The 22,891-nt window shown below is 33.5% G+C and carries 18 protein-coding genes; 14 read left to right on the top strand and 4 right to left on the bottom strand.

The window, feature by feature from the left end; genetic code table 11:
- Entirely contained in the window at positions 1-594 is a 594-nt protein-coding gene (locus FJV36_RS02955; protein ID WP_158728768.1) for a HupE/UreJ family protein, read from the bottom strand.
- A gap of 455 nt (positions 595-1,049) precedes the next feature.
- Here FJV36_RS02955 and FJV36_RS02950 point away from each other — a divergent pair, with 455 nt between their 5' ends.
- The 3 genes from FJV36_RS02950 to FJV36_RS02940 all read left to right on the top strand — a co-directional run bounded on the left by FJV36_RS02950 (position 1,050) and on the right by FJV36_RS02940 (position 4,955).
- Positions 1,050-2,528, top strand: a complete 1,479-nt coding sequence (locus tag FJV36_RS02950) for a hypothetical protein (protein ID WP_158728769.1) — start codon at positions 1,050-1,052, stop codon at positions 2,526-2,528.
- 70 nt (positions 2,529-2,598) lie between these two features.
- Entirely contained in the window at positions 2,599-4,371 is a 1,773-nt protein-coding gene (locus FJV36_RS02945; RefSeq protein ID WP_158728770.1) for a cytochrome-c peroxidase, read from the top strand.
- Between the two features lie 152 nt (positions 4,372-4,523).
- Positions 4,524-4,955, top strand: coding sequence for a TerB family tellurite resistance protein (locus FJV36_RS02940; protein WP_158728771.1), 432 nt, complete (start codon positions 4,524-4,526; stop codon positions 4,953-4,955).
- Positions 4,956-5,011: 56 nt separating this feature from the next.
- Here FJV36_RS02940 and fbp read toward each other — a convergent pair whose 3' ends face one another.
- On the bottom strand, positions 5,012-6,031 hold the full coding sequence (gene fbp / locus FJV36_RS02935; RefSeq protein WP_086452866.1) for a class 1 fructose-bisphosphatase: 1,020 nt from the start codon (positions 6,029-6,031) through the stop codon (positions 5,012-5,014).
- A gap of 256 nt (positions 6,032-6,287) precedes the next feature.
- Here fbp and FJV36_RS02930 point away from each other — a divergent pair, with 256 nt between their 5' ends.
- The 5 genes from FJV36_RS02930 to FJV36_RS02910 all read left to right on the top strand — a co-directional run bounded on the left by FJV36_RS02930 (position 6,288) and on the right by FJV36_RS02910 (position 13,788).
- A complete protein-coding gene (locus tag FJV36_RS02930; protein ID WP_144889730.1) occupies positions 6,288-6,794 on the top strand; it encodes a GNAT family N-acetyltransferase in 507 nt (168 codons plus the stop codon).
- A 99-nt stretch (positions 6,795-6,893) separates the two neighbouring features.
- On the top strand, positions 6,894-8,150 hold the full coding sequence (locus FJV36_RS02925; RefSeq protein ID WP_158728772.1) for an aspartate kinase: 1,257 nt from the start codon (positions 6,894-6,896) through the stop codon (positions 8,148-8,150).
- Between the two features lie 145 nt (positions 8,151-8,295).
- Positions 8,296-11,727: a hypothetical protein gene (locus tag FJV36_RS02920; RefSeq protein ID WP_158728773.1), complete on the top strand. Its 3,432-nt coding sequence runs from the start codon at positions 8,296-8,298 to the stop codon at positions 11,725-11,727.
- An 86-nt stretch (positions 11,728-11,813) separates the two neighbouring features.
- Positions 11,814-12,497 carry a hypothetical protein gene (locus FJV36_RS02915; protein ID WP_158728774.1) on the top strand — a complete coding sequence of 228 codons (684 nt, stop codon included), beginning with the start codon at positions 11,814-11,816 and terminating at the stop codon, positions 12,495-12,497.
- Between the two features lie 223 nt (positions 12,498-12,720).
- Positions 12,721-13,788 (top strand): glycosyltransferase, encoded by a 1,068-nt coding sequence (locus FJV36_RS02910; protein ID WP_158728775.1) that lies wholly within the window; start codon positions 12,721-12,723, stop codon positions 13,786-13,788.
- 59 nt (positions 13,789-13,847) lie between these two features.
- Here FJV36_RS02910 and FJV36_RS02905 read toward each other — a convergent pair whose 3' ends face one another.
- On the bottom strand, positions 13,848-14,897 hold the full coding sequence (locus tag FJV36_RS02905; RefSeq protein WP_158728776.1) for a cell wall metabolism sensor histidine kinase WalK: 1,050 nt from the start codon (positions 14,895-14,897) through the stop codon (positions 13,848-13,850).
- Complete coding sequence (locus FJV36_RS02900; protein ID WP_158728777.1) at positions 14,898-15,581, bottom strand: response regulator transcription factor; 684 nt, start codon at positions 15,579-15,581, stop codon at positions 14,898-14,900. It lies immediately after the preceding gene.
- Positions 15,582-15,757: 176 nt separating this feature from the next.
- Here FJV36_RS02900 and FJV36_RS02895 point away from each other — a divergent pair, with 176 nt between their 5' ends.
- The 6 genes from FJV36_RS02895 (at position 15,758) to FJV36_RS02875 (ending at position 22,841) form a co-directional block, all read left to right on the top strand.
- Positions 15,758-18,535 (top strand): TonB-dependent receptor, encoded by a 2,778-nt coding sequence (locus tag FJV36_RS02895; RefSeq protein ID WP_158728778.1) that lies wholly within the window; start codon positions 15,758-15,760, stop codon positions 18,533-18,535.
- A 139-nt stretch (positions 18,536-18,674) separates the two neighbouring features.
- A complete protein-coding gene (locus FJV36_RS02890) occupies positions 18,675-19,880 on the top strand; it encodes a hypothetical protein (protein WP_158728779.1) in 1,206 nt (401 codons plus the stop codon).
- Between the two features lie 102 nt (positions 19,881-19,982).
- Positions 19,983-20,324 (top strand): T9SS type A sorting domain-containing protein, encoded by a 342-nt coding sequence (locus FJV36_RS02885; RefSeq protein WP_144889747.1) that lies wholly within the window; start codon positions 19,983-19,985, stop codon positions 20,322-20,324.
- A 129-nt stretch (positions 20,325-20,453) separates the two neighbouring features.
- A complete protein-coding gene (locus tag FJV36_RS02880; RefSeq protein WP_158728785.1) occupies positions 20,454-21,455 on the top strand; it encodes an acyl transferase in 1,002 nt (333 codons plus the stop codon).
- 85 nt (positions 21,456-21,540) lie between these two features.
- Positions 21,541-21,975 (top strand): helix-turn-helix domain-containing protein, encoded by a 435-nt coding sequence (locus tag FJV36_RS16310; RefSeq protein WP_158728780.1) that lies wholly within the window; start codon positions 21,541-21,543, stop codon positions 21,973-21,975.
- Positions 21,975-22,841 carry an IS3 family transposase gene (locus FJV36_RS02875; protein WP_199250875.1) on the top strand — a complete coding sequence of 289 codons (867 nt, stop codon included), beginning with the start codon at positions 21,975-21,977 and terminating at the stop codon, positions 22,839-22,841. Before FJV36_RS16310 ends, FJV36_RS02875 begins: the two co-directional genes overlap by 1 nt.
- Positions 22,842-22,891 lie beyond the last annotated feature (50 nt).

Below are 22,891 nucleotides of genomic sequence, written 5' to 3'. Positions count from 1 at the left end.
TTATCGGTTCCAAATTTCACTTTCAACAATCAACGGGATAACAACTCCTATAATAAAAGAGGACATTACCAGTGTCCAATCTCGTTTAGAGAATCTAAAAATAGTCTGCACAATATAAGAGAGAATCAATACCACAAAAACCACTGTAATTTGTGCGGCCTCAATTCCCAAAGCGAACTCGGCCAAAGGCAACATTTTTGAGGCAGCATCGCCACCTAAAATAGATTTGAAATAGTTAGAAAACCCCAAACCATGAATAATCCCAAAGAAAAGTGTGATAAAAAACATTAAGTTTATACTTTCTTTTTTACTGGACTTGCCAGCCGTAAACAAATTGAACAATGCAGTAATAAAAATTGTGATGGGAATTAAAAGCTCAACGACATTTACTTTTATGGCTATAATTTCAAAGACAGACAGCATCAAAGCCATGGTGTGACCAATAGTAAATAAAGTGACTAACAAGATAATTCGTTTCCAGTCTTTAAACGAATATGGCACCGCCAAAGCGATTAAAAACAAAACATGATCATAAGCATGAATGTCTAAAACATGTTTTAATCCTATTTGAAAATAAATCCAAAATTCTTGCATCACTACTAATTTAAGTTGCTAAAAGGGTTGTAAACTTACGATAAATTTTGAAAATCCTTCCTTAGAATATCTAATAAATTCAATGAAAGCCAAAGGTAAAATTCCTTGAAAAACGAATATAGTAACTCTAATAAAGTCATTAGGTATACGCTCAAAAAGTAATGTTTATAACTGCTGTGCTATGAACAACCTTTACTTACATTTTAATATACCTTGACCTTAAAAGAAGAAAAAGATAAAATCCTCACACTCTCAATCACAATGTTAAGAGAAAACTATTGAAATATATAAATCTTACAAATAATGCAAACACTCTTGACTTTACTTTAAATTAACAGGTTTACGATGTGTTAATCTTGGAGTAACATTTTGTTGATGAATCAACAATATTGACCTAAACTAAGATTCAGTTTCTTACGATAGTTTTGCATTCAAACAAACTAAACACAATTACCATGAATCAGCATTATTTAAAAAAAATAGCATTGTCATCCGTTTTGTTAGCTGCAGTAGTAGGCTGTCAAGACGACAAAACTGAAACTCCTACCGTAAACACGTCCATTAATTTTTCAAATGTTTCTTCGGTTCCTGCATTGGCTGTAGCCAAAGAAGGCTTCGAAAACTTACAGATAACTTCTTTATTAAGTAGTTCAGATGTATTAACGCAATCACCAGCTTTTATTTATGGTGCTCAACCTGATGGTGCTGGATTTATGAAAGATCCTGCAAGTGATGGTTACATTATGATTACCAACCACGAAATATTAAAATCTGTATCCAGAGTGTATTTTGACAAAACACTTAAGCCGGTAAAAGGAGACTATATTGTTGATGCAGTGGGTGGGATGACTCGTTTGTGTTCAGCAACTTTAGCTTCACCAGCAATCCATGGATTTGGACCTTTGTTTTTAACTGCTGGAGAAAGTGGTGAGGAAAGTATGGTTCATGGTATTGACCCATTAGGACTTACAAGTATGAAAAGCAGAACCGACCGAGTTTTACCAGCTTTAGGAAAAGCAAGTATGGAAAACGCCGTTCCACTACCTAAAGACGCTTACCCGGGGAAAACCGTTATTGTAATTGGTGAAGATCAATCGTATTCTACTTCTCACGCTAGTGCTGGCCAAGTAATTATGTATATGAGTTCAACTGTTGGCGACTTATCTAACGGTAAATTATACGCGTTAAAAAGAAACGATGGAAATCAAGTAGAGACTAGCATGAATGTAGGAGCCTCATTTGATGTATCTTTTGTAGAAATTCCAAATGCTAAAAACTTAACGGGTGCGGTAATCAATACCACAGTTAATGAATTAGGAGCCATCCGTTTTTCTAGAGTTGAAGATGTAGATTACAGAAAAGGGTCTGCAAAAAACAATAGAGAATTGTACTTTACCGCAACGGGACAAGCAAGTTCAAACGCTCCAGTAGCGGGTTACACCATGTGGGGACGTGTTTACAAGCTTATTTTAGACGATGCTAATCCATTAAAAGGAAAATTAGAATTGGTAATGGAAGGTGACTCAACTCCTGGAACAGGAATTATCAATCCAGATAACATTACCGTGACTGAGAATTATGTGTACACACAAGAGGATGGAGATTCATTCTACACTGCTGCAAAACACGATTCCTATATCTGGCAATACAACATTGCATCTAAGGTTAACAAACCTTGGTTGACAATGAATCACAAAAGAACTGATGCTGCCTGGAATACAACTTACAACCCAGCTAATGAAATGCGTTTTGGAAGTTGGGAATATGGCGCAATGGAAGACATTTCAGATGTAATTGGTGTTCCAAATACATTTATCGTAAACATACATCCACATACATGGCAAAAAGATGCTTTTTCAAATGCTGATGGTAGTGGATTAAACACAAACAAAGAAGGTGGTCAAACCATCATCATCCGAAACGTACAACGATAATTACCTCAACTATTGATATAAAAAACAACCCAAATTTTGGGTTGTTTTTGCATTTAATACAATACACAACATGAAACCGCTATTAAAACTACTGCCCCTATTCCTACTATTTTTTTCTTGTCAAAAACAATACACTAGTTTAACCATTCAAGAAGAACTGTTATCTAATTTAGAGGAACTCAATCAAGAAATACTTGCTTTTGAAAAAGTAGCCGCCAAAAATCCAACTCAAAAACAACTACAAAAATCATTTGAAACAAGCCGCATTGCATATAAAAAAATAGAATGGGCTGTCGAATATTTTACGCCAGACCCAGCACGATTTATTAACGGACCGGCACTTGATGAATTGGAAGTAGAAGAAAACAAATTCTTATCACCAAGTGGTTTTCAAGTCATTGAAGAACTAATTTACCCACAATATTCTGCCAATAATTCCAGTACTTTAAAAAGAGAAATTGCCGTTTTAAAAGGTTTAATTGCGCAAGTCAAAGAGCATTTATCCGTAATCACCATCAGCCCTGATTATGTTATTGATGCCTGCAAAATGGAAGTGTACCGAATCTTAACACTTGGCATCACCGGTTTCGATTCGCCAATTGCCAATCAATCCATCCCTGAAGCTAAGGCCAGTTTATCTTCTTTAAAAGTTGTACTTAAAAAATTAAATACCAATAATTCAAAAACAAAAGCCTTACTTTTTGATTTGATAGACCAAGCAAACACCTTTTGTGATGCGAACACCTATTTCAACACCTTTGATCGCGCTAGCTTTATTAAAAAATATTTAAATCCAATATCTCAAAAGCTAGTTCAATTTCAACAAGACAATAGTATTAAAAACGTAGCGAAGACAAATGCCATCAATCCAGATGCAAAATCGCTTTTTGAAAAAAACACCTTTAATGTCAACGCTTTTATTCCGTCAAAAGAATATGCATATTCTAAAGCAAAAGCTGATCTTGGCAAAAAATTATTTTACGACTCGTCCCTTTCCAAAGACGGAAGACGTAATTGCGCCACATGTCACAATCCGGAATTAGCTTTTACTGACGGACTAAAAACCAACTTGTCATTAAACGGAAGTCAACTACTGAGAAACACACCTACATTAACCTACGCCGGACTTCAAAATGCGCAATTTTGGGATATGCGTCAAACAGATTTAGAGAAACAAAGTTTAGATGTCATTCAAAACAAAGATGAAATGCATGGGAATTTAAAAGAAAATTTAACTCGAATTCAAAGCAATACAGGATATAAAAAATTGATTAAAAATGCTTTTCCTAAAACTATTAAACTAGAAGAATGGCAATTGCAAAACGCAATAGCAAGTTATGTTCGTTCTTTAAATAAATTCAACTCTAAGTTTGATCAGTACTTTTCGGGCGCATCTACTTCTTTTTCGGATGAGGAAAAACTAGGATTTAATCTCTTTGCAGGAAAAGGCAAATGTGCTACTTGTCATTTCGTCCCGTTGTTTAATGGAACAGTCCCTCCTATTTACAAAAAAACAGAGCAAGAAGTGATAGGAACACCTCAAACTAAAAACGGAAAAATCATAGATCAAGACTTAGGGCGATTTACACAATACAAAATGGCACAACTGAAACATGCCTTTAAAACACCAACGCTCCGAAACATTGCACAAACAGGTCCGTACATGCATAATGGTGTTTTTAAAACGTTGGAAGAAGTTGTTGTTTTTTACAATGAAGGTGGCGGAGTAGGAAATGGCATCACTGTAGAAAATCAAACCTTACCCACAGACAAACTCAACTTGACTTTGGCAGAGCAAAAAGCATTAGTTGCCTTTATGAAAACACTTTCAGATGCTAAATGAGTTACACAAAGGCACTTTTAGGAAAATAGCAACAGCGCAATCTTACCTCAAAACAAGTGCAATCAACTCTAGTTTTTGAAAAAAATTAAACAAAAATTAAAATAGTTAATTTAAAAATAGATTTATCTTTGTAGGATATAAAATCAATAACTATGTCATTTTCAGATTTATTTGATAGCGAATTTAAGCTAAGAAACAAAGGTCACTTCGCCTCAATTGTTAGAGTTGCACTTACTGATGGGAAATTTTCACCAGAAGAAAAAGCATTTTTAGACAAACTAGCACTTCGCCTAGAAATATCAGCAATAGAGTATGAGGAAATTTTAGAAAATCCTTTGAATTACCCTATCAATCCACCGTATTTACACGAGCAAAGATTAGAGCGTTTGTATGATTTAGCCAGAATCGTTCACGTTGATCATCATTTAGGAGATCAACAAGAAATGTTGTTGAGAAAAATAGGTGTAGCTTTAGGGTTCAACACTGATAATGTAAATTACATCATTGACAAAGCCTTAAAACTTGTTGACAAAGAGGTAGACTCTGACACTTTTCTTGAGGAAATGCAAAATATGCACAAATAGATTGCACTCGCATTTAAATAAAAAAGCTTCCAGGAATACTGGAAGCTTTTTGCTTTTTAGTATTTGCTCAATTTTGCTTTATGCATGAACTCTTCGGCTTTTTCAACCATGTTATAGCTTCCACAAAAGAAAGGAACACGCTGATGCAATTCGGTAGGAGTAATTTCCATGATGCTTCCAAAACCATCTGAAGCTTTACCTCCAGCTTGCTCCACAATAAATGCCATAGGATTACATTCATATAATAAACGTAATTTACCATTAGGAGCTTTTGAACTAGTTGGGTAAATATAAATTCCGCCTTTGATAATATTTCTATGAATATCCGAAACTAAGCTACCGATGTATCTAGAAGTATACGGTCTGTCCTCTTCTTCGGTCTGACAGTATTTGATATAATCTTTAACCCCTTGTGGAAAATGAATGTAGTTCCCTTCATTGATAGAGTAAATATGTCCGTCTTTTGCAAACTTCATATTAGGGTGTGATAAATAGAAAGTCCCAATTGCAGGATTCAATGTAAACCCATTTACACCATGACCAGTTGTGTACACTAGCATGGTAGATGTTCCATAAATAACATACCCTGCAGCTACTTGATTGATTCCTGGTTGCAAGAAATCCTCCATTGTAACTGGAGTTCCTATTGGCGTAATTCTTCTGTACACTGAGAATATGGTACCCACAGATACGTTTACATCAATATTAGAAGATCCATCAAGAGGATCCATCAATACCACATATTTATTGTTGTGGCTGTTATCACTACCTTCAACAGTGATGAACTCATCGTTCTCTTCAGAGGCAATACCGCATACAATTTCACGGTTAATTAAGGTTTGAATAAAAACTTCATTGGCATAAACATCCAGTTTTTGTTGGTCTTCTCCTTGTATATTTTGCTCACCTGCAGCACCCACAATATCAACTAATCCGGCTTTGTTTACCTTATAGTTTACTACTTTGGCGGCAAGCCTAATTGAGTTAATAATTCGGGATAATTCACCAGACGAATATTGAAAAGCATTTTGATTCTCTATAATAAATTCTCCTAAAGTCTTGTTGCGTTCTTCCATTTCGAAATCGTTGTAGTTATTTTGAAGTCACAAATATCGTTTTTTTTGTGAAAATGATTTCAATAATATGAACTTAGTTTACCACTATTGTATATTTGCTAAATAAACTATAAATATTTTAGTTTTAAAGCTAATTTAATTGTGATTTCAAACAATTTAATTAAAATAACATAATAGAATCTTTGTAAGATTTTAAAAACAAGAAATAGATAAATATCCGTTAGATAATCCAATCATTAATAGATACAACTACGCCATGATAATAAGAAAAGGTACTCCGGCAGATATGCCTTCCGTTTTAGGTTTAATCAAAGAACTAGCATTGTTTGAAAAAGAACCAGATGCAGTTCTTATTACCGTTGAAGATTTAGTACGAGATGGTTTTGGAGCTGTCCCACTGTTTCATGTTTTTGTAGCAGAGATTGATTCAGACTCTCCAGAAAGTACTTCAGATAAGCAAATTGTAGGTATCGCCTTGTGGTACTATCGGTATTCAACTTGGAAAGGTAAAACCATTCACTTAGAGGATTTAGTGGTAAAGGAAAGCATGCGAGGAACGGGATTAGGTTATGCCTTATATTCTGAAATTTTAAAGCAAGGTAAGAAAGACCAGGTTCGAAGAGTAGAATGGAATGTTCTGGACTGGAATACGCCAGCAATTGATTTCTACGAAAAATCAGGAGCCAAAGTATTACGCGATTGGCATGTAGTACAAATGGATGAATTAGGAATACATCAATTTGTATCTGACAAATTGAAATAAAGCGCCCAAATTCAGAGACACAAATAGGAAATTAAAAAATTAAAGATAAATAGAATTCTGATTTCAATTTAGAATTTAAAAATTGTGATTTAAGAAAATATGAGAGTATTCAAATTTGGAGGTGCATCAGTAAAAGATGCAGCAGGAATCAAAAACGTGTACAGCGTTTTACAAACAGTGGGTTATGAGGATGTATTACTGGTAGTTTCAGCTATGGGCAAAACTACTAATGCATTAGAACTTGTCATAAAAAATTATTTTGACAAATCAACTGAATTAAATTCATCCGTTCAAGAAGTAAAAAAATACCACAATCAAATCTTAATCGATTTGTTTGAAGATGAAAAAAACGAAGTATTTGCTGCCGTAAATGCACAATTTAGTGATTTAGAATATTTTTTGGCGCATAACAAATCTCCTAATTACAATTTTGTTTACGACCAGATTGTAAGCTTTGGCGAATTGATATCGACCACCATTCTGAGTCATTTCATGAATTTTATGGGTATTCAAACACAATGGCTAGATGTTCGTAATTTTGTAAAAACTGATGCTACGTATCGAGATGCCGAGGTAGATTGGGACTTGACACAAGCTAATATTGCCAAAAATGTAAAACGACAAATCCTGAATATTACACAAGGTTTCTTGGGATCTGACCCCAATAATTTTACAACAACACTGGGCCGTGAGGGATCTGATTATACTGCTGCCATTTTTGCGTATTGCCTAAATGCCGAAAGCGTAACCATCTGGAAAGACGTACCTGGGGTTATGAATGCTGACCCAAGATATTTTGAGAATGCTAGTTTATTAAACCAAATTTCATATCGAGAAGCTATTGAACTTGCGTTTTATGGCGCTACCGTGATTCACCCAAAAACGTTACAACCTTTACAAAAAAAGGAAATTCCTTTATTTGTAAAATCATTTATAAATGCATTACTAAAAGGAACTAGCGTTTCAAAAGGAGTAGATCTGGAGCCGTATTTACCATGTTTTATCGTAAAAAGAAACCAATTATTAATTTCGCTATCCTCTATAGATTTCTCTTTTATTATGGAGGAAAACATCAGCGAGATTTTTGCGTTGTTTCATCAATTCAAAATAAAAGTAAATTTAATCCAAAACTCGGCTATCAGTTTCTCTGTATGTGTTGAAGATAAATTTGATAATTTTAATGCGCTCAATGCAATTTTATCAAAAAAATTCAAAGTAGATTACGAGCAAAATGTAACCTTGTACACCATCAGACATTTTAATGATACTGCTGCAAAAACAGTTGAAGAAAACAAAGTAGTTTTACTCAAACAAGTAAGCCGAGAGACCATGCAAGTGGTGACTAAAGAAGTTTAAGAATAGAAAAAAGGGAAATAACATGCAGTTACTTCCCTTTTTATTTAGGTGTAGCAGGATAATACCACTGCATACTAACCGTTTTTTTGAATACTTATTATCAAATTATAAATACTACTTTTGATTCCTGTGAGTTATAGTATTTATGCTAAAAAAAATCTTGTTTTTTTTTCTTTTGATTTTCTTTTCTGGTCTACAGGCGCAGGAAATCAACTCCTTGTACAAAACAAAAAAAATAGCTAGAACTCAGGATACTCTTTATATTGAAAAAGAAAGTCTTAATCCGCACTTTTTTAAACTGCTTGACGCCAATGGTAAAAAAATAGACAGCACTTTTTTTGAAATTAATTTCACAAAAGGAATTTTACTATTAAAATCCCCTTTGCTAATTGAGCGGGATTCCTTGACAGTTCAGTATTTAAAATTTCCCGAGATACTCACTAAGGTATACCAAGTATTTGATTCGAATAAAATTGTGAGCAATACGGCGTTACAGGGAACCTTATACACCATAGATAAAAAAAACAATAACAAGACAGTTCCTTTTGATGGACTAAATACTTCTGGGAGTATTACCCGAGGAATTACCATCGGAAACAATCAAAATGCCGTTTTTGGATCAAACCTTGACTTACAAATAACAGGCAAAATATCCGACAAAGTAAGCTTGAGAGCCTCCATTCAAGATAGTAATATTCCGCTTCAAGACGGTGGGTATTCTCAAAAATTAGATCAGTTTGACAATGTTTTCATGGAGCTGTATAGCAAAGATTGGAACATTAGAGCAGGTGATATTTTCTTGGAAAACAAAAACACCCAATTGCTAAACTTTAATAAAAAAGTGCAAGGTCTTTCTACAAAAATCCAGTTTGGAAATAAAAATTACAAAACTGATCTCTTTGCATCAGCAGCATTAGTGCGAGGACAATATGCAAAAAGTGACATCATAGGACAAGAAGGCAACCAAGGACCTTATAAATTAAAAGGACAAAACGGAGAGTTATATGTACTAGTGGTTTCTGGATCGGAGCGCGTATATGTAAATGGAACTTTATTAAAACGAGGGGAGAATAATGACTATACCATTGATTACAATGCGGGAGAGATTGTATTTACACCCTTGTTTACCATAACCTCTGAAATGAGAATTGCAGTTGAATATCAATACTCTGATCAAAACTACACCCGATTTGTAACCTATGCAGGGGCAACTCACGAGAATAAAAAATGGCGTTTAAAAGGCTATTTGTACTCTGAGAATGATTTAAAAAACCAACCCTTACAACAAAACCTTACCCGAGAACAAGCACAAATTTTGACTCAGGCGGGTGACAATCCTCAATTGATGATAGCACCATCTGAGTATGCTGATAGCTTTGATGAAAATAAAGTACTCTATAAAAAAGTAATTGCAAATGGAGTAACTTTCTTTGAATATTCAAATGAGGATCAGCAAGAATTATTTAATGTCCGTTTTACACAAGTTGGCCCAAACAACGGAAATTATATAGTTGCAAATGCCGCCACCATCACCCGTGTGTTTGAATATGTAGCCCCAATAAACGGAATCCCACAAGGTAATTACGAAGCTACTATTCAACTTGTTGCTCCCACAAAAACGCAAGTAGCCACATTTATAAGTGAATACAACCCTAGTGATAAAACAATGATCACAGTAGAAATGGGGGTAAGTAATACCGATAAAAATTTATTTTCTTCACTTCAAGACAATGATAATAAAGGAGTTGCTGGAAAATTAAACGGACAACAACGGCTTTTTTCTAAAAAATGGCAAATGGATGTTTTTGCAAACTATCAATTTATACAGCGCAATTTTAAATCTGTGGAACGTATTTACAACATAGAATTTGATCGTGATTGGAATATTGGTACTAATGGAACTGGAAACCAAAGTTTACTCGTTAGCGGTGTGAAACTAAATTTAAATCCTAAAAAAGAGACTTCAAAGAAAGGTTTTTTTGTGTACCAATACGAAAAATTAGATTTTTCAGACAGTTTTTCAGGAGGAAAACATGTTGTAAATAGTGCGTTCCACCTAAAAAAATGGATTTTTAAAAATAGAGGAAGCTATCTTAAAAGTGAGTCGAATACTGCTCAATCTGAATTTTTTAGAAATCAATTCCAAATGCGTTATAATCACAAAAAAAACTGGATAGGCACAACCCTTCGAACAGAAGACAATAAAGAAAAAGACACGAATACACTTCAGTTTTCGGCCTTGAGCCAAAAATTTAAAGAATACGGATTTTTTGCCGGTCGAGGTGATAGTACCAAAGTTTTTGTAGAGCTAGGCTATTTGAAGCGTAGCAATGACAGTTTACAGAACAACTTGATTCAAAGAGTAAATACCTCTCAAACCTTTGCTCTTAAAACAAAACTAATTCAAACCGCAAAAAGTGACTTGTCAATTGTGTCCCAATATAGAGTGTTAGACTTTGAAGCAAATACACAAAAAAAAGAATCTACACTCAACTCAAGGATTATTTACACCGATCGGTTTTTGAAACAATTATTGGTGAGCAACACTGTATTTGAGACTAATTCCGGTACGATTCCGCAACAAGAATTTACCTACTTAGAGGTTGCGGCAGGACAAGGAGTTTACACTTGGAACGATTACAATAATAATGGTATTCAAGAGCTACAGGAATTTGAAGTGGCGCCTTTTGTTGACCAAGCAAAGTTTATAAGAGTGTTTTTACCTAACCGCATTTTTATAAAAACCCATCAAAATAAATTTTCTCAATCCCTTACGTGGAACCCTACAATTTGGCAAAACAATAAAGGATTTAGAAAATTTCTCTCTAATTTTTACAACCAAACTACATTTTTATTAGATCGAAAAGTGAAAAACGATGGTGCAAATTTTGAATTAAATCCGTTTTCTAGTGCTACTAAGAATGTTTTGGGTTTAAACTATAATTTTAGAAATAGTTTGTTTTACAACAGAGGTAAACAAAAACATTCCGTTACCTATTCCTATCTAGAAAGTAAAACTACAAACCTATCATCCATTGGCTCACAGGAAGTTTCAAACTATTCACATCAGTTGCAATACAATCATTTATACCAAAAAAATTGGCTTTTTGGTGTTTTTACAAAAACAATACAATCTGCTTTAAAATCTGAAAATTTCCCGGAAAAAAACTTCAATCTTTCAGGCTACCAATGGACACCAAAAATTAGTTATCTATTTTCGAAAAATACAAGTTGGGATTTATTTTACGAATTGCAAAAAAAAGAAAATACCATCGGCGAGCAGGAAACGCTCACTCAAAGTCGTTTTGGAACTTCATTTTCATTTGCTGGTACAAAAAAAATAACAATGAATGGCGAATTATCCTTGTACCAAAATAAATTTATAGGCAACGAACTTTCTGCAGTAGGATTTCAAATGCTTGAGGGACTACAAACGGGACAAAACTTAACATGGAGATTGCTTTTGCAAAAAAACATCACTCAGTTTTTAGATATAAACATCAATTATCAAGGCCGAAAAAGTGAAAAAAGCAATGCGATACACACTGGAAACGTTCAACTAAGAGCCTATTTTTAAGCTATTTTACGATATTGAATTACGAATTGATTTTAAAACATTTTTTTCGCTATTTTTATATCACTAAACATAAAACAAAACCCTCTATGAAAAAATTATTAATGTTGTGTATGGTCTTTATTTTTGCAACAAGTACCTACGCACAAGAAACAGCTGCTGAGAAAAAAGCAACAAAAGCAGCTACAGAAAAAGCAAGTAAAGCGAAAGCCAAAGCAGAAGCTGCCAAAGAAAAAAAGGAAGCTGCTAAGGAAAAAGCAACTAAAGCTAAAGAAAAAGCCGCTGCAAGCAAAGAAAAAACAGAAGCAGTAAAAGAGAAAACTGCAAAGGCTAAAGCCAAAGCTGATGCTACTAAAGAAAAAACAGAAGCAGTAAAAGAGAAAGCTACAAAGGCTAAAGCCAAAACTTCTGCAACCAAAGAAAAAACAGAAGCAGTAAAAGAGAAAGCTACAAAGGCTAAAGCCAAAGCTGATGCTGCTAAAGAAAAAACGGAAGCAGTAAAAGAGAAAGTTACAAAGGCTAAAACCAAAGCTGATGCCACTAAAGAAAAAACAGAAGTAGTAAAAGAAAAAGTTACAAAGGCAAAAGCCAAAGCTGATGTCACTAAAGAAAAAGTTGCTACTGCTAAAAAAGTAAAAGAAACCACTGAAAAAGCACCAAAAGTAGCTGACAAAGTAACTGGCGAATACAATGGTAAAAAAGTATACACTGGTCCTAGAGGTGGTAAATACTACATTAATTCTAACGGAAATAAGACTTACATACAAGAATAATCACAAATCCTAGTTCTTAAAAAGCTATCTCTTGGGATAGCTTTTCCTTTTTATACCATTTTTAAAATTTGCTAACCTCCATTTTTAAAATGATTTTGATGATGTATTTTAAAGCTAAATATAGCGTATTACCATAATTTAATGGTTTAGTAATGTTTTAAAAATATAAAAAAGAAGTGTTTCAATGTATCTTACACTTACAAACCTATGATACAATTTTGAAATGAATAACAATAACAGCGCTAAAACCATCTTAATTGCACCGCTTAATTGGGGTTTAGGACATGCCACTAGATGCATTCCGATCATAAAGGCATTACTGGAAAACAATTTTACTCCCATAATAGCATCCGATGGAGTTGCTCTAGCATTACTTAAAAAAGAGTTTCCGGATTTGAAAACTTTAGAGCTGCCATCGTACGAAATTGAATATGCAAAAAAAGGAAAGAATTTCAAGTGGAAATTAATTCAAAATAGTTTCAAAACAGTAAAGGCTATCCGAACCGAAAAAAAAATTATTCGGGGCTGGATTGAACAATATCAAATTGACGGCATTCTATCCGATAATCGTTTAGGCGTTTTTGATAAAAAAGTACCCTCTGTTTATATCACACATCAATTAAATGTATTGACAGGAAATACGACTTGGATAACCAGTAAAATTCACCAATACATCTTTAATAAATATAAGCAATGCTGGGTACCAGATTATCCTGGAACCATAAACCTTACCGGTAATTTAGGTCATCTAGAAGTACTAAACTCAAAAATAAAATACATCGGCCCTATCAGCCGTTTACAAAAAAAACTTGTTCCAAAAAAATACGATTTATTAATCATTCTCTCAGGACCAGAACCACAAAGAGGCATCTTAGAAAACAAACTAAAAAAAGAAATTTTAAACTACCAAGGTAAAGTAATATTCATTGAGGGAAATATTACCCCACAACAAAATAAAGTCATAAAAGGCAATGTCACCTACTTTAATTTCATGAACTCTGAAGAACTTGAAAATGTTTTTAACGAAAGTGAAATGGTCCTTTGTAGATCTGGCTACACAACAATAATGGATCTAGCCGTACTTAGAAAAAAAGCTTTCTTTATCCCTACGCCTGGTCAATATGAGCAAGAATATTTAGCAAAAAAATTGATGAAAGAAGGTCTTGTTCCTTATGTAAAACAAGATGACTTTATATTTAGTGATTTAGAAATGGTTCATGATTACAAAGGATTACCACGTTCTGAATCCAGAATAGAATGGACTACTATATTTGAAGTATTTAACCCCTAATGTATACCATAACTAAAAGAACCGACACTAATGTCGGTTCTTTTTTATTCAAATTAATTTTATTTGGCTTTAGCCTTTTCTATTGTAAATGAAAATTCAGATCCTACCCCATAGGTACTATCAACATAAATTTTTTCTTCATGTGCCTCTATTATGTGCTTTACAATAGACAAACCTAAACCAGATCCACCCTCAGTTCTTGAACCACTTTTATCCACTCTATAAAAACGCTCAAAAAGTCGGGGAATATTTTTTTTCTCGATTCCTTCACCGTTATCTGTGACCCGTACAATTACTTTATTATCGGTTAAATCTTCAATACTTATTTCTGTTGAACCCTTAAGTTTCCCGTATTTTATAGAGTTCACCACAAGATTCATAACAACCTGCTGAATTTTGTCTTGATCACCAAAAACCATTATAGGCCTATTATAACGCATATCAAACATAAGTAAGATATCTTTTTTGGACGCTTTCATTTCAAGCAAATCAAAAACATTTTGAACCAGTTTCACAATGTCAAACTCACCCATGTCAAGATTTAAATCACCTATTTCAAGTTTAGAAATCATGTCAAGATCCTGCACAATATAGATTAATCTTTCTACCCCTTTTTCGGCACGCTCTAAATATTTTTTTCGAATTGTTTTATCGTTCATGGCACCATCTAGCAGGGTAGACAAGTATCCTTGTACAGTAAACAATGGAGTTTTTAACTCATGAGATACGTTTCCTAAAAATTCTCTTCGGTACTCTTCCCGCACTTTCAAGGTTTCTATTTCTAGTTTCTTATCTGTTGCAAACTTTTTTACTTCACGGGTAAGTGTAGCCATATCTGTGGTAATTGGCTGGTTTCTAAAAGTACTAGACTCTAGTAACGATACATCATCATATATTTTTTTTACTTTCTTGTAAATAAAACGCTCCACTCTATATTGTATCACTAAAAAAGAAAAAGTTGCAATTAAAAATGCAAAAAGCAAACTAAATTGAAAGGAAAAACTAAAGAAAAAATAGGTTAAAAAGCTAACTAAAATTGTAGAAAATAAAGTAATGTACATAGCTGACTTTACAGCAAAACGATATGTTTTTTTAAAATTTATTTTCATTTACACCTCAAACTTATATCCTACTCCTTTTATGGTTTTAAACAAATCTTCACCTATTTTTTCACGTAACTTACGTATGTGCACATCTATAGTTCTGCCGCCCACAACAACTTCATTACCCCAAACTTTATCCAAAATTTCGTCTCTTTTAAAAACCTTACCCGGTTTTGACGCAAGCAGGTAGAACAATTCAAATTCTTTTCTTGGCAAGGCAATTTCGATGTTATCTTTTACAATTTTATATTCCTCTCTATTGATTTCAATACCTCCCACGTTTAGCGTTTCGCTGTTTTCCTCTTTTTCCTTTAATCTTCTCAAGAGGGCCTTAACCTTGCTTACAAGTAACTTTGGTTTAATAGGTTTGTTAATATAATCATCCGCGCCGGCATCAAAACCTGCAACTTGAGAGTAATCTTCACTTCTAGCAGTCAAAAAAGTTATCAAAACATTTTGTAATTCCGGTATTTTTCGAATGTTTTCGCAAGCCTCCATGCCATCCATTTCCGGCATCATAACATCCATAATAATTAAATCTGGAATTTCTTTTTTGGCCACTGCAATCGCCTCTTTACCATTTGTAGCCGTAACAATTTGATAACCCTCTTCTGTGAGGTTGTACCCTACAATTTCGATAATATCTGGTTCATCGTCAACCAGCAGAATCTTAGTGTGTTTTTTCTTCATAAAGGTTCAAAAATTATTTTTTGAGATGTAAATGTAAACATAAAACCAGCATACGAAAGCTGTTAACTATAATTTAATATTGAAAGGTCTTTACCAACACAAACACAACATAAGGTTAACAAATGAGTAACTCCAGTTTTACATTATGACCGTTACTTTGCAAAAAATTTAAACAAATGAAATTCAAGTTACTATTTTTCACGTTATTACTTACAGCGATCTCTTACTCACAAAGTAAAGGTACCGTTACTGGAACGTTAACAGACAAAGATGCTAATAATCAATCGTTACCATTTGCTAACATCCTTATTAAAGGTACAGCAATAGGAACCAACACAGACATTGAAGGTAAATATACCATAAAAATTCAACCTGGAAGTTACACCTTACAATTAAGTTTTGTGGGGTATGAAACCATAGAAGTTCCTGTAACAGTAGTTGCAGATCAAACAATAACAATCAACAAAGCGCTAGGTTCTGGAAGCTACAAACTTGAAGATGTTATTGTAAAAAGTAAAGGTAGTAGAGAAAAGGCTACTGTTTTATTGCTAGAACAAAAGAATGCAGTCGTAATTAAGCAGTCAATAGGCGCGCAAGAACTTTCGGCAAAAGGAGTAAGCGATGTAGAAGAAGGTCTTACTAAAGTAACTGGAATTACCAAAGTAGATGGTAGAGGTTTATTTGTTAGAGGTTTAGAAGATCGATACAATAATTTACTGATCAATGACCTTGCAGTTCCGTCAAACAATCCATTTAAAAAAATTATCCCACTAGACTTGTTCCCAACTGATATTGTTGGGGTAATAGAAACTTATAAAACATTTAACACCAATTTATACGGAGATTTTGCAGGAGGAACTTTCAATATCGTTACTTCAAGAGGATCAAAAAACGTAACAAAAATTAATTTTGGAGCAGGATACACAACAAATAATAATTTACGCAAATTTTTGACATCTAAAGACGCAACTTCAACTGGAGACTTTTTTGGATTTTCAGGTAATGAAAGAGATTTTCCTAGCGTTTTGGGAAGCGTACCTAGCAACCGTGTTTTAACAGCTGATGAATCACTAAAACAGTTTGGCTCAGGATACGATGTAGAACAGAGTAAATCTCCATTGAACACCAGCATTGGTATTTTAAATTCAGCAAAGTTCATTGTAGGTAAAAACAATAACTCTTTGCAATACTTAATGTCATTTAATTTTGACAATAAATTTCAATATAGAGAAGGCGTTGATCGTTTTTTTAACATTGGACAAGGAATATATGACAACAATTTATATAACAAACAATATAAATACATCACCAATTCATCTGCTTTAGTTGGAGTAAACTATAAAACTGATAGATTAGATTTAACCTCTAATACGTTTTATTTGAAATCAACAGAGAATATGATTCAAGACCAATTGGGCTATACCAATGCAGCTCCAGTTAACAACAATGCTTTTATTCGTTTGAATCAACTGACACAAACTGATTTCTTAAATTCACAAATTTTAGGAAACTACAAACTATCTAAAGACGATAGAAAAAACATTAAAGCAGGAATTTCACTTACAAAAACAAGTTTCCAACTTCCTGATAGAAAATCATATAAAGGTGTTTTACTAGATGATAATACAACAGCTATAAGTTATACTGGAAATAGTTTATACAGACAAACTTTTGATGTAAACGGAAAATTCCATGTTTCTGGTTTACTTGAATACAGCTGGAAATTTGGAAAGTCAGAGTCAAAAGACAATCATAAATTAACCGTAGGATACAATTCATACGTAAATAGTATGGAATCTAGTTTCAGATTTTTGGTTTCTGAAAGACTAAATTCAAACTCTGCTACTTTCAGCACAAATTCTCCTGATGGAACTCTAGCCACGGCTTTAACAAATGGAGATTTTACTTACAGAGAAGGAACTAACTCAACATACAAAGCAAAGTTATTCGAATTTGTAAATGCTGGATACTCCGATTTAGCCTTAAAATTGAGCGAGGCTTCAGAGCTAAATGTTGGTGTAAGAGTCGAACAAAGCAGTAGAGAAACAAAATTTAGAAATCCTGGTTCTTTTGACGATCCATTTCAGACAAAGACTGTAACAGGTCTTGATATTTTGCCATCACTAAATATGAAATACAAATTTAACGATACTTCTAATTTAAGATTTGCTGCTTCGAAAACAATTACTAGACCAGTAATAATGGAAGCATATCCATTAGAATTTGTTAACTTAGATGGTACCATTGAAAACGGTAATACAAACATTATAAATAGCGATAATTATAATTTCGATTTGAAATACGAAATTTTCCCAACAGCAAAAGAATTAATGGCGGTAACTGCATTCTCAAAATTAATTCAAAATCCAATTGAAAGATTGTTTACACAATCTGCAGGTAGTGGAGGTCAGATAATTACTTATGACAACTCAGATAAAGCAGTTCTATTAGGAGCTGAAGTAGAATTTCTAGTTCAACTTGATCGTTTTTCTGATAAATTCAAAAATCTATCTTTAGGCTTTAATACTTCTTTAATGTATTCAAAAGTAACAATTAGTAAAAAAAATGCTGCTGAAACTAATCCTGACAGGCAACTTCAAGGTGCATCACCATGGTTAATTAATGCAGACTTAAAATACGATTTTGATTTTTCAAAAAATTGGACAAACACTGCATCTCTCGTGTATAATGTTTATGGAAAAAGAATATTTGCAGTAGGTACAAATGGATTAGACCATTATTACGAACAACCATTTAGCAAACTTGATTTAGTATGGAGTAACAAAATAGGTAAAAAATGGGATGCTAAATTTTCAATTGATAACATTCTGAATCCTTTATATAGAATCAAATTAGGAGAAGAAAATAAAATCACAATTATTGAAAAAGACTTAACGGTTAAAGATTTCAAAAGAGGAACTGGATTTTCAATGAATGTATCATATACATTTTAAAATAACATTCTTAACATTAGAGTAATGTTTAAGTAGCATTTTGATTATGATTTGATAACAATTTGCATAGACAATACACAAACATAGAAAGTACTTTTACACCAAGAAATAAACATTAGAAAATTAAAAAAAAATTATTATGAAAAAGTTCGCATTAAGCTTAGCTTTTATTGCTGCAATCTTTACCTCTTGTTCAAGTGATGATACTACAGAAAACCCTGTAAAGACTCCAGTAACAGGTGAAATAACTGGTGATTTAACAGTTTCTAAAACGTATGCTTTTGGTAATTACACTCTTAAAGGTTTCGCAAAAGTTGCTTCGGGAGTAACTATTACATTTGAAGCTGGTTCAACTATAACAGCAGATCCAAGTAACGGAGAAGATGCTTTCGTAATCTTGAATGGTGGAAAATTAATTGCAATAGGTACTGCTGCAGAACCAATTGTATTTACTTCAACAACTAAAACTGCAGGATCATGGGGTGGTATTATCATGTATGGAGACGCTCCAATAGTGAACTCTGCAACAGCTGCTGCACCTCAAACTGCTACTTCTGAAGACGGATTAGTATTACCTTATGGTGGATCTAATGCTACCCACAATGGTGGAACACTTAAATATGTTAGAGTTGAGTACGCTGGTCAAGTTATTACTCAAAATAACAAAGAACAAAACGGATTCTCTTTCTACTCTGTAGGATCAGGTACAATTTTAGAAAATCTAGTTTCTTACAAAGGTAATGATGATGGATTTGAGTTTTACGGTGGAACTGTAAGTTTGAAAAACGCAATTTCTTACGGAAACTCTGATGACGCTTTTGACTGGCAAGATGGATGGAGAGGTCAAGAAAGTACTAACTGGTACGCATACCAAGAAGGTGCAGCTAATTACGGAATGGAAATTGAAGCTAAAGGTGTTAATAACACATTTTTCCCAAAAGTAACTAACATCACATTGAAAAGAGCTGCTGGTACTGTAACAGAAGCACAAACAGAGATCCAATTAGACGCTATTCAGTTTAAAGCTGAAGGAAACGGTGATTACAGTAATATCCTTATTGACGGTTACAAAAATCAAACTACACCTACAACTAAAAATGGTGGAGTACTACAAATTAGAGATATAACTACATACAACAATCAAGTAGCAGGTGGTAAAATAAAATTGACAAACGTAACTATCAATAACTCTGATAATACATTTATATCTGGAGCTACAACATTTACAGTTAACGCAGCTAGCTTTAATCCTGCAACAAACTGGGGTGTAACAACTACAGCTACTGGAGCAAGCTTAACTGCTGGAAATTGGTCATCTGTTAATGGAGCAACATTAATCAAATAATCACCTCTTAAACTAATTCAAAATGCCTTTCACTATGAAAGGCATTTTTTTTGGTACACTATTTGAATTATTTTTTGTATATTTACTATTCAAATAAATCTGATGGCAAAAAACTACTTTTATACAATTACTTTATTGGTTTTTTTATTCTCTGCAAGCACCTATGCTCAAGACAATAAACAGCAACCAAAATTACAAGAAACTGCCTCTACTATTGAGGGATTGAGCTTGTACCCAAATCCTGTGAGTAATGGTAAAGTTTACATTACCACTAAGAATGACCTTGATAAAGAAATCATAATTTTTGATGTACTCGGTAAAAAAGTTTTGCAAACCATGCTCAGCTCTAAAGAACTGAATGTATCTAATTTATCTTCTGGAGTATACATTATAAAAATTAATGAAAAAGAAAGTTCTGCTACTCGAAAATTAATAATTCGGTAATTCATTCGAATATAAAATTACAGCTCCATTTTTTGGAGCTTTTTTTTTAACACCAAACAGCACACGTTTTCTAAAGACAGATAAACAAACGACCTTTTTAAATTTTTCATACTTTTGCAAAAAAAATTCTTGATCACAACCGCTGATATATTCACTATTTCTAGTCAAAAACAATTTGAAAAAATTGCTTTAAAAGTTTTTCGTTTCCAATACGAAAACAACAAAGTATATCAGGAGTTTTGTAATTTTCTAAAAACAGATCCTCACAAAGTAAAATCTATACAACAAATTCCGTTTTTGCCCATACAATTTTTTAAGAGTCATGAAGTCCTTTCTAATACCCATGAAATTCAAGAAACCTTTACCAGCAGTGGAACAACCGGAATGATCACCAGCAAACACCTCGTTACTGATGTTACATTATATGAAGAAAGCTACCGCAAAGGATTTTCAGAATTCTATGGCAACATTGAAGATTATGTAGTTTTAGCTTTGCTTCCCTCCTATCTAGAAAGAGAAGGCTCTTCGTTAATTTACATGGTCAAGGATCTAATAGAACTTTCCAACCATCCTGAAAGCGGTTTTTACCTCAACAATCATGATGAGTTGATTACGCAACTTATCACTTTAGAGAAAGCTGGTCAAAATGTAATTCTGATTGGTGTTACTTTTGCACTATTAGATTTGATAGAATATTCAAAATCAATTTCATTCCCCCTGTGGGGGTTAGGGGGCTCTACCATCATCATGGAAACCGGTGGTATGAAAGGACGAAGAAAGGAAATGATTCGGGAAGAGTTACACGATCAACTCTGTGAAGGTTTCGGCGTAACTGCCATACATTCAGAGTACGGCATGACCGAATTACTATCACAAGCCTATTCCTTAGGAAATGGTGTGTTTGAGTGCCCTGCTTGGATGCAAATCCTGGTTCGTGATACGGAAGATGCTTTGACTTATATTCCAGACGGAAAAACAGGCGGAATCAATGTGATTGATTTGGCCAATATCAATTCTTGTTCGTTTATCGCTACGCAAGATTTGGGCAAAAAAAATCCCAACAACTCTTTTGAGGTATTGGGACGTTTTGACAATTCGGATATTCGTGGGTGTAACTTGATGGTGCTTTAATCTTTATTACTTATTGTGAGCATGCGTACTTTTTTTATGATACTTTTGTCCCGTCCTAAAATAGCGATACACAAAAAGTATCCTTATGGAAAATCCTCAAGAATCACGCTACTTAAAGCGTACCCAAAAAGACTACACGATGTCTTTTAAATTACAGATTGTACAAGACATAGAGCAGGGAAAGATGTCTATTTCGCAAGTCAAAAAAGTTTACGGTATTCAGTCACGCTCGACAATTGTGCAATGGCTCCGGAAATTTGGTAACTTTGATTGGGATAATCAAACACCATCAAATATGCCAAAATCACCTGAACAAAGAATAATGGAACTTGAAGCACAAGTTATGTTGTTAGAAAAGCAGAAAGCATTGCTAGAGAGAGAAGCTTATGTATCGGATAAGAAAGCTATCATCTTTGATAAAATGATTGATATTGCAGAAAAAGAATATCAAATTGACATCAGAAAAAACTCATCACCCGAACAATCGACCAATTCAAACAAGAGCAACAAGAGACAGTAATGTTTACCTGTACTTTGTTCGGGATAGACAGACAGGTTTATTATCGAAAAATAAAAAGAAGAGAAGCAAGACAATCCAAGGCTTCTAAGATAGTTGCTATGGTTATAACAATCAGGCAGACGATGCCTAGGATTGGAGCAAAAAAACTCTATTTTCTTTTAAATAACGAATTAAAGCAACTAAAAGTCGGAAGAGATAAATTTATCAGTATCCTAAGAGCTAATCATTTATTGATTGTTCCAAAGCGTTCGTATCATATTACAACCAACTCGCATCATCGCTTTAGAAAACATCAAAATCAGATTCTGGAACTAGAAATAAAACGTCCGGAACAAGTTTGGGTTTCAGACATAACCTATATTGGAAAAAGAGAAAATCCGTGTTACTTAAGTTTGGTAACTGATGCTTATTCTAAAAAAATAATGGGGTTTAATGTAGCTGATAATATGAATACAGAAAGTAGCTTAATAGCATTGGAAAACGCAATAAAACTAAGAAAGGACAAGAATTTATCATTAATACATCATTCCGACAGAGGAGTGCAATATTGTGCAAATGATTATCAAAAACTACTCAAGAAAAGCCTTATAAAGTGTAGCATGACACAAAACTCAGATCCTTATGAAAATGCAGTAGCAGAAAGAATAAATGGTATTTTAAAACAAGAATTTGATATTGATAAATTCAACAAAGACCTTCCAATTATGAAGTTGTTGGTTAAAGATGCTATTGAAATCTATAATCAAAAAAGACCTCATTACTCCAATTATATGCTAACACCAAATCAAATGCATCAGCAAAGTAAAATTAAGATGAGAACCTATAAAAGAAAAAACACTTGCAAGAACGATCCAGCAAGTGTTTAATTAATTATTTTTGTTTAATAATCTGTATCGATTATTTAGGACTAGTCATT

This window comes from Flavobacterium sp. I-STPP5a (assembly GCF_009764685.1).
Classification (GTDB): domain Bacteria; phylum Bacteroidota; class Bacteroidia; order Flavobacteriales; family Flavobacteriaceae; genus Flavobacterium.
The sequence above is the reverse complement of the archived record's forward strand: the minus strand, read 5'-3'. Positions and strand labels throughout refer to the sequence as shown.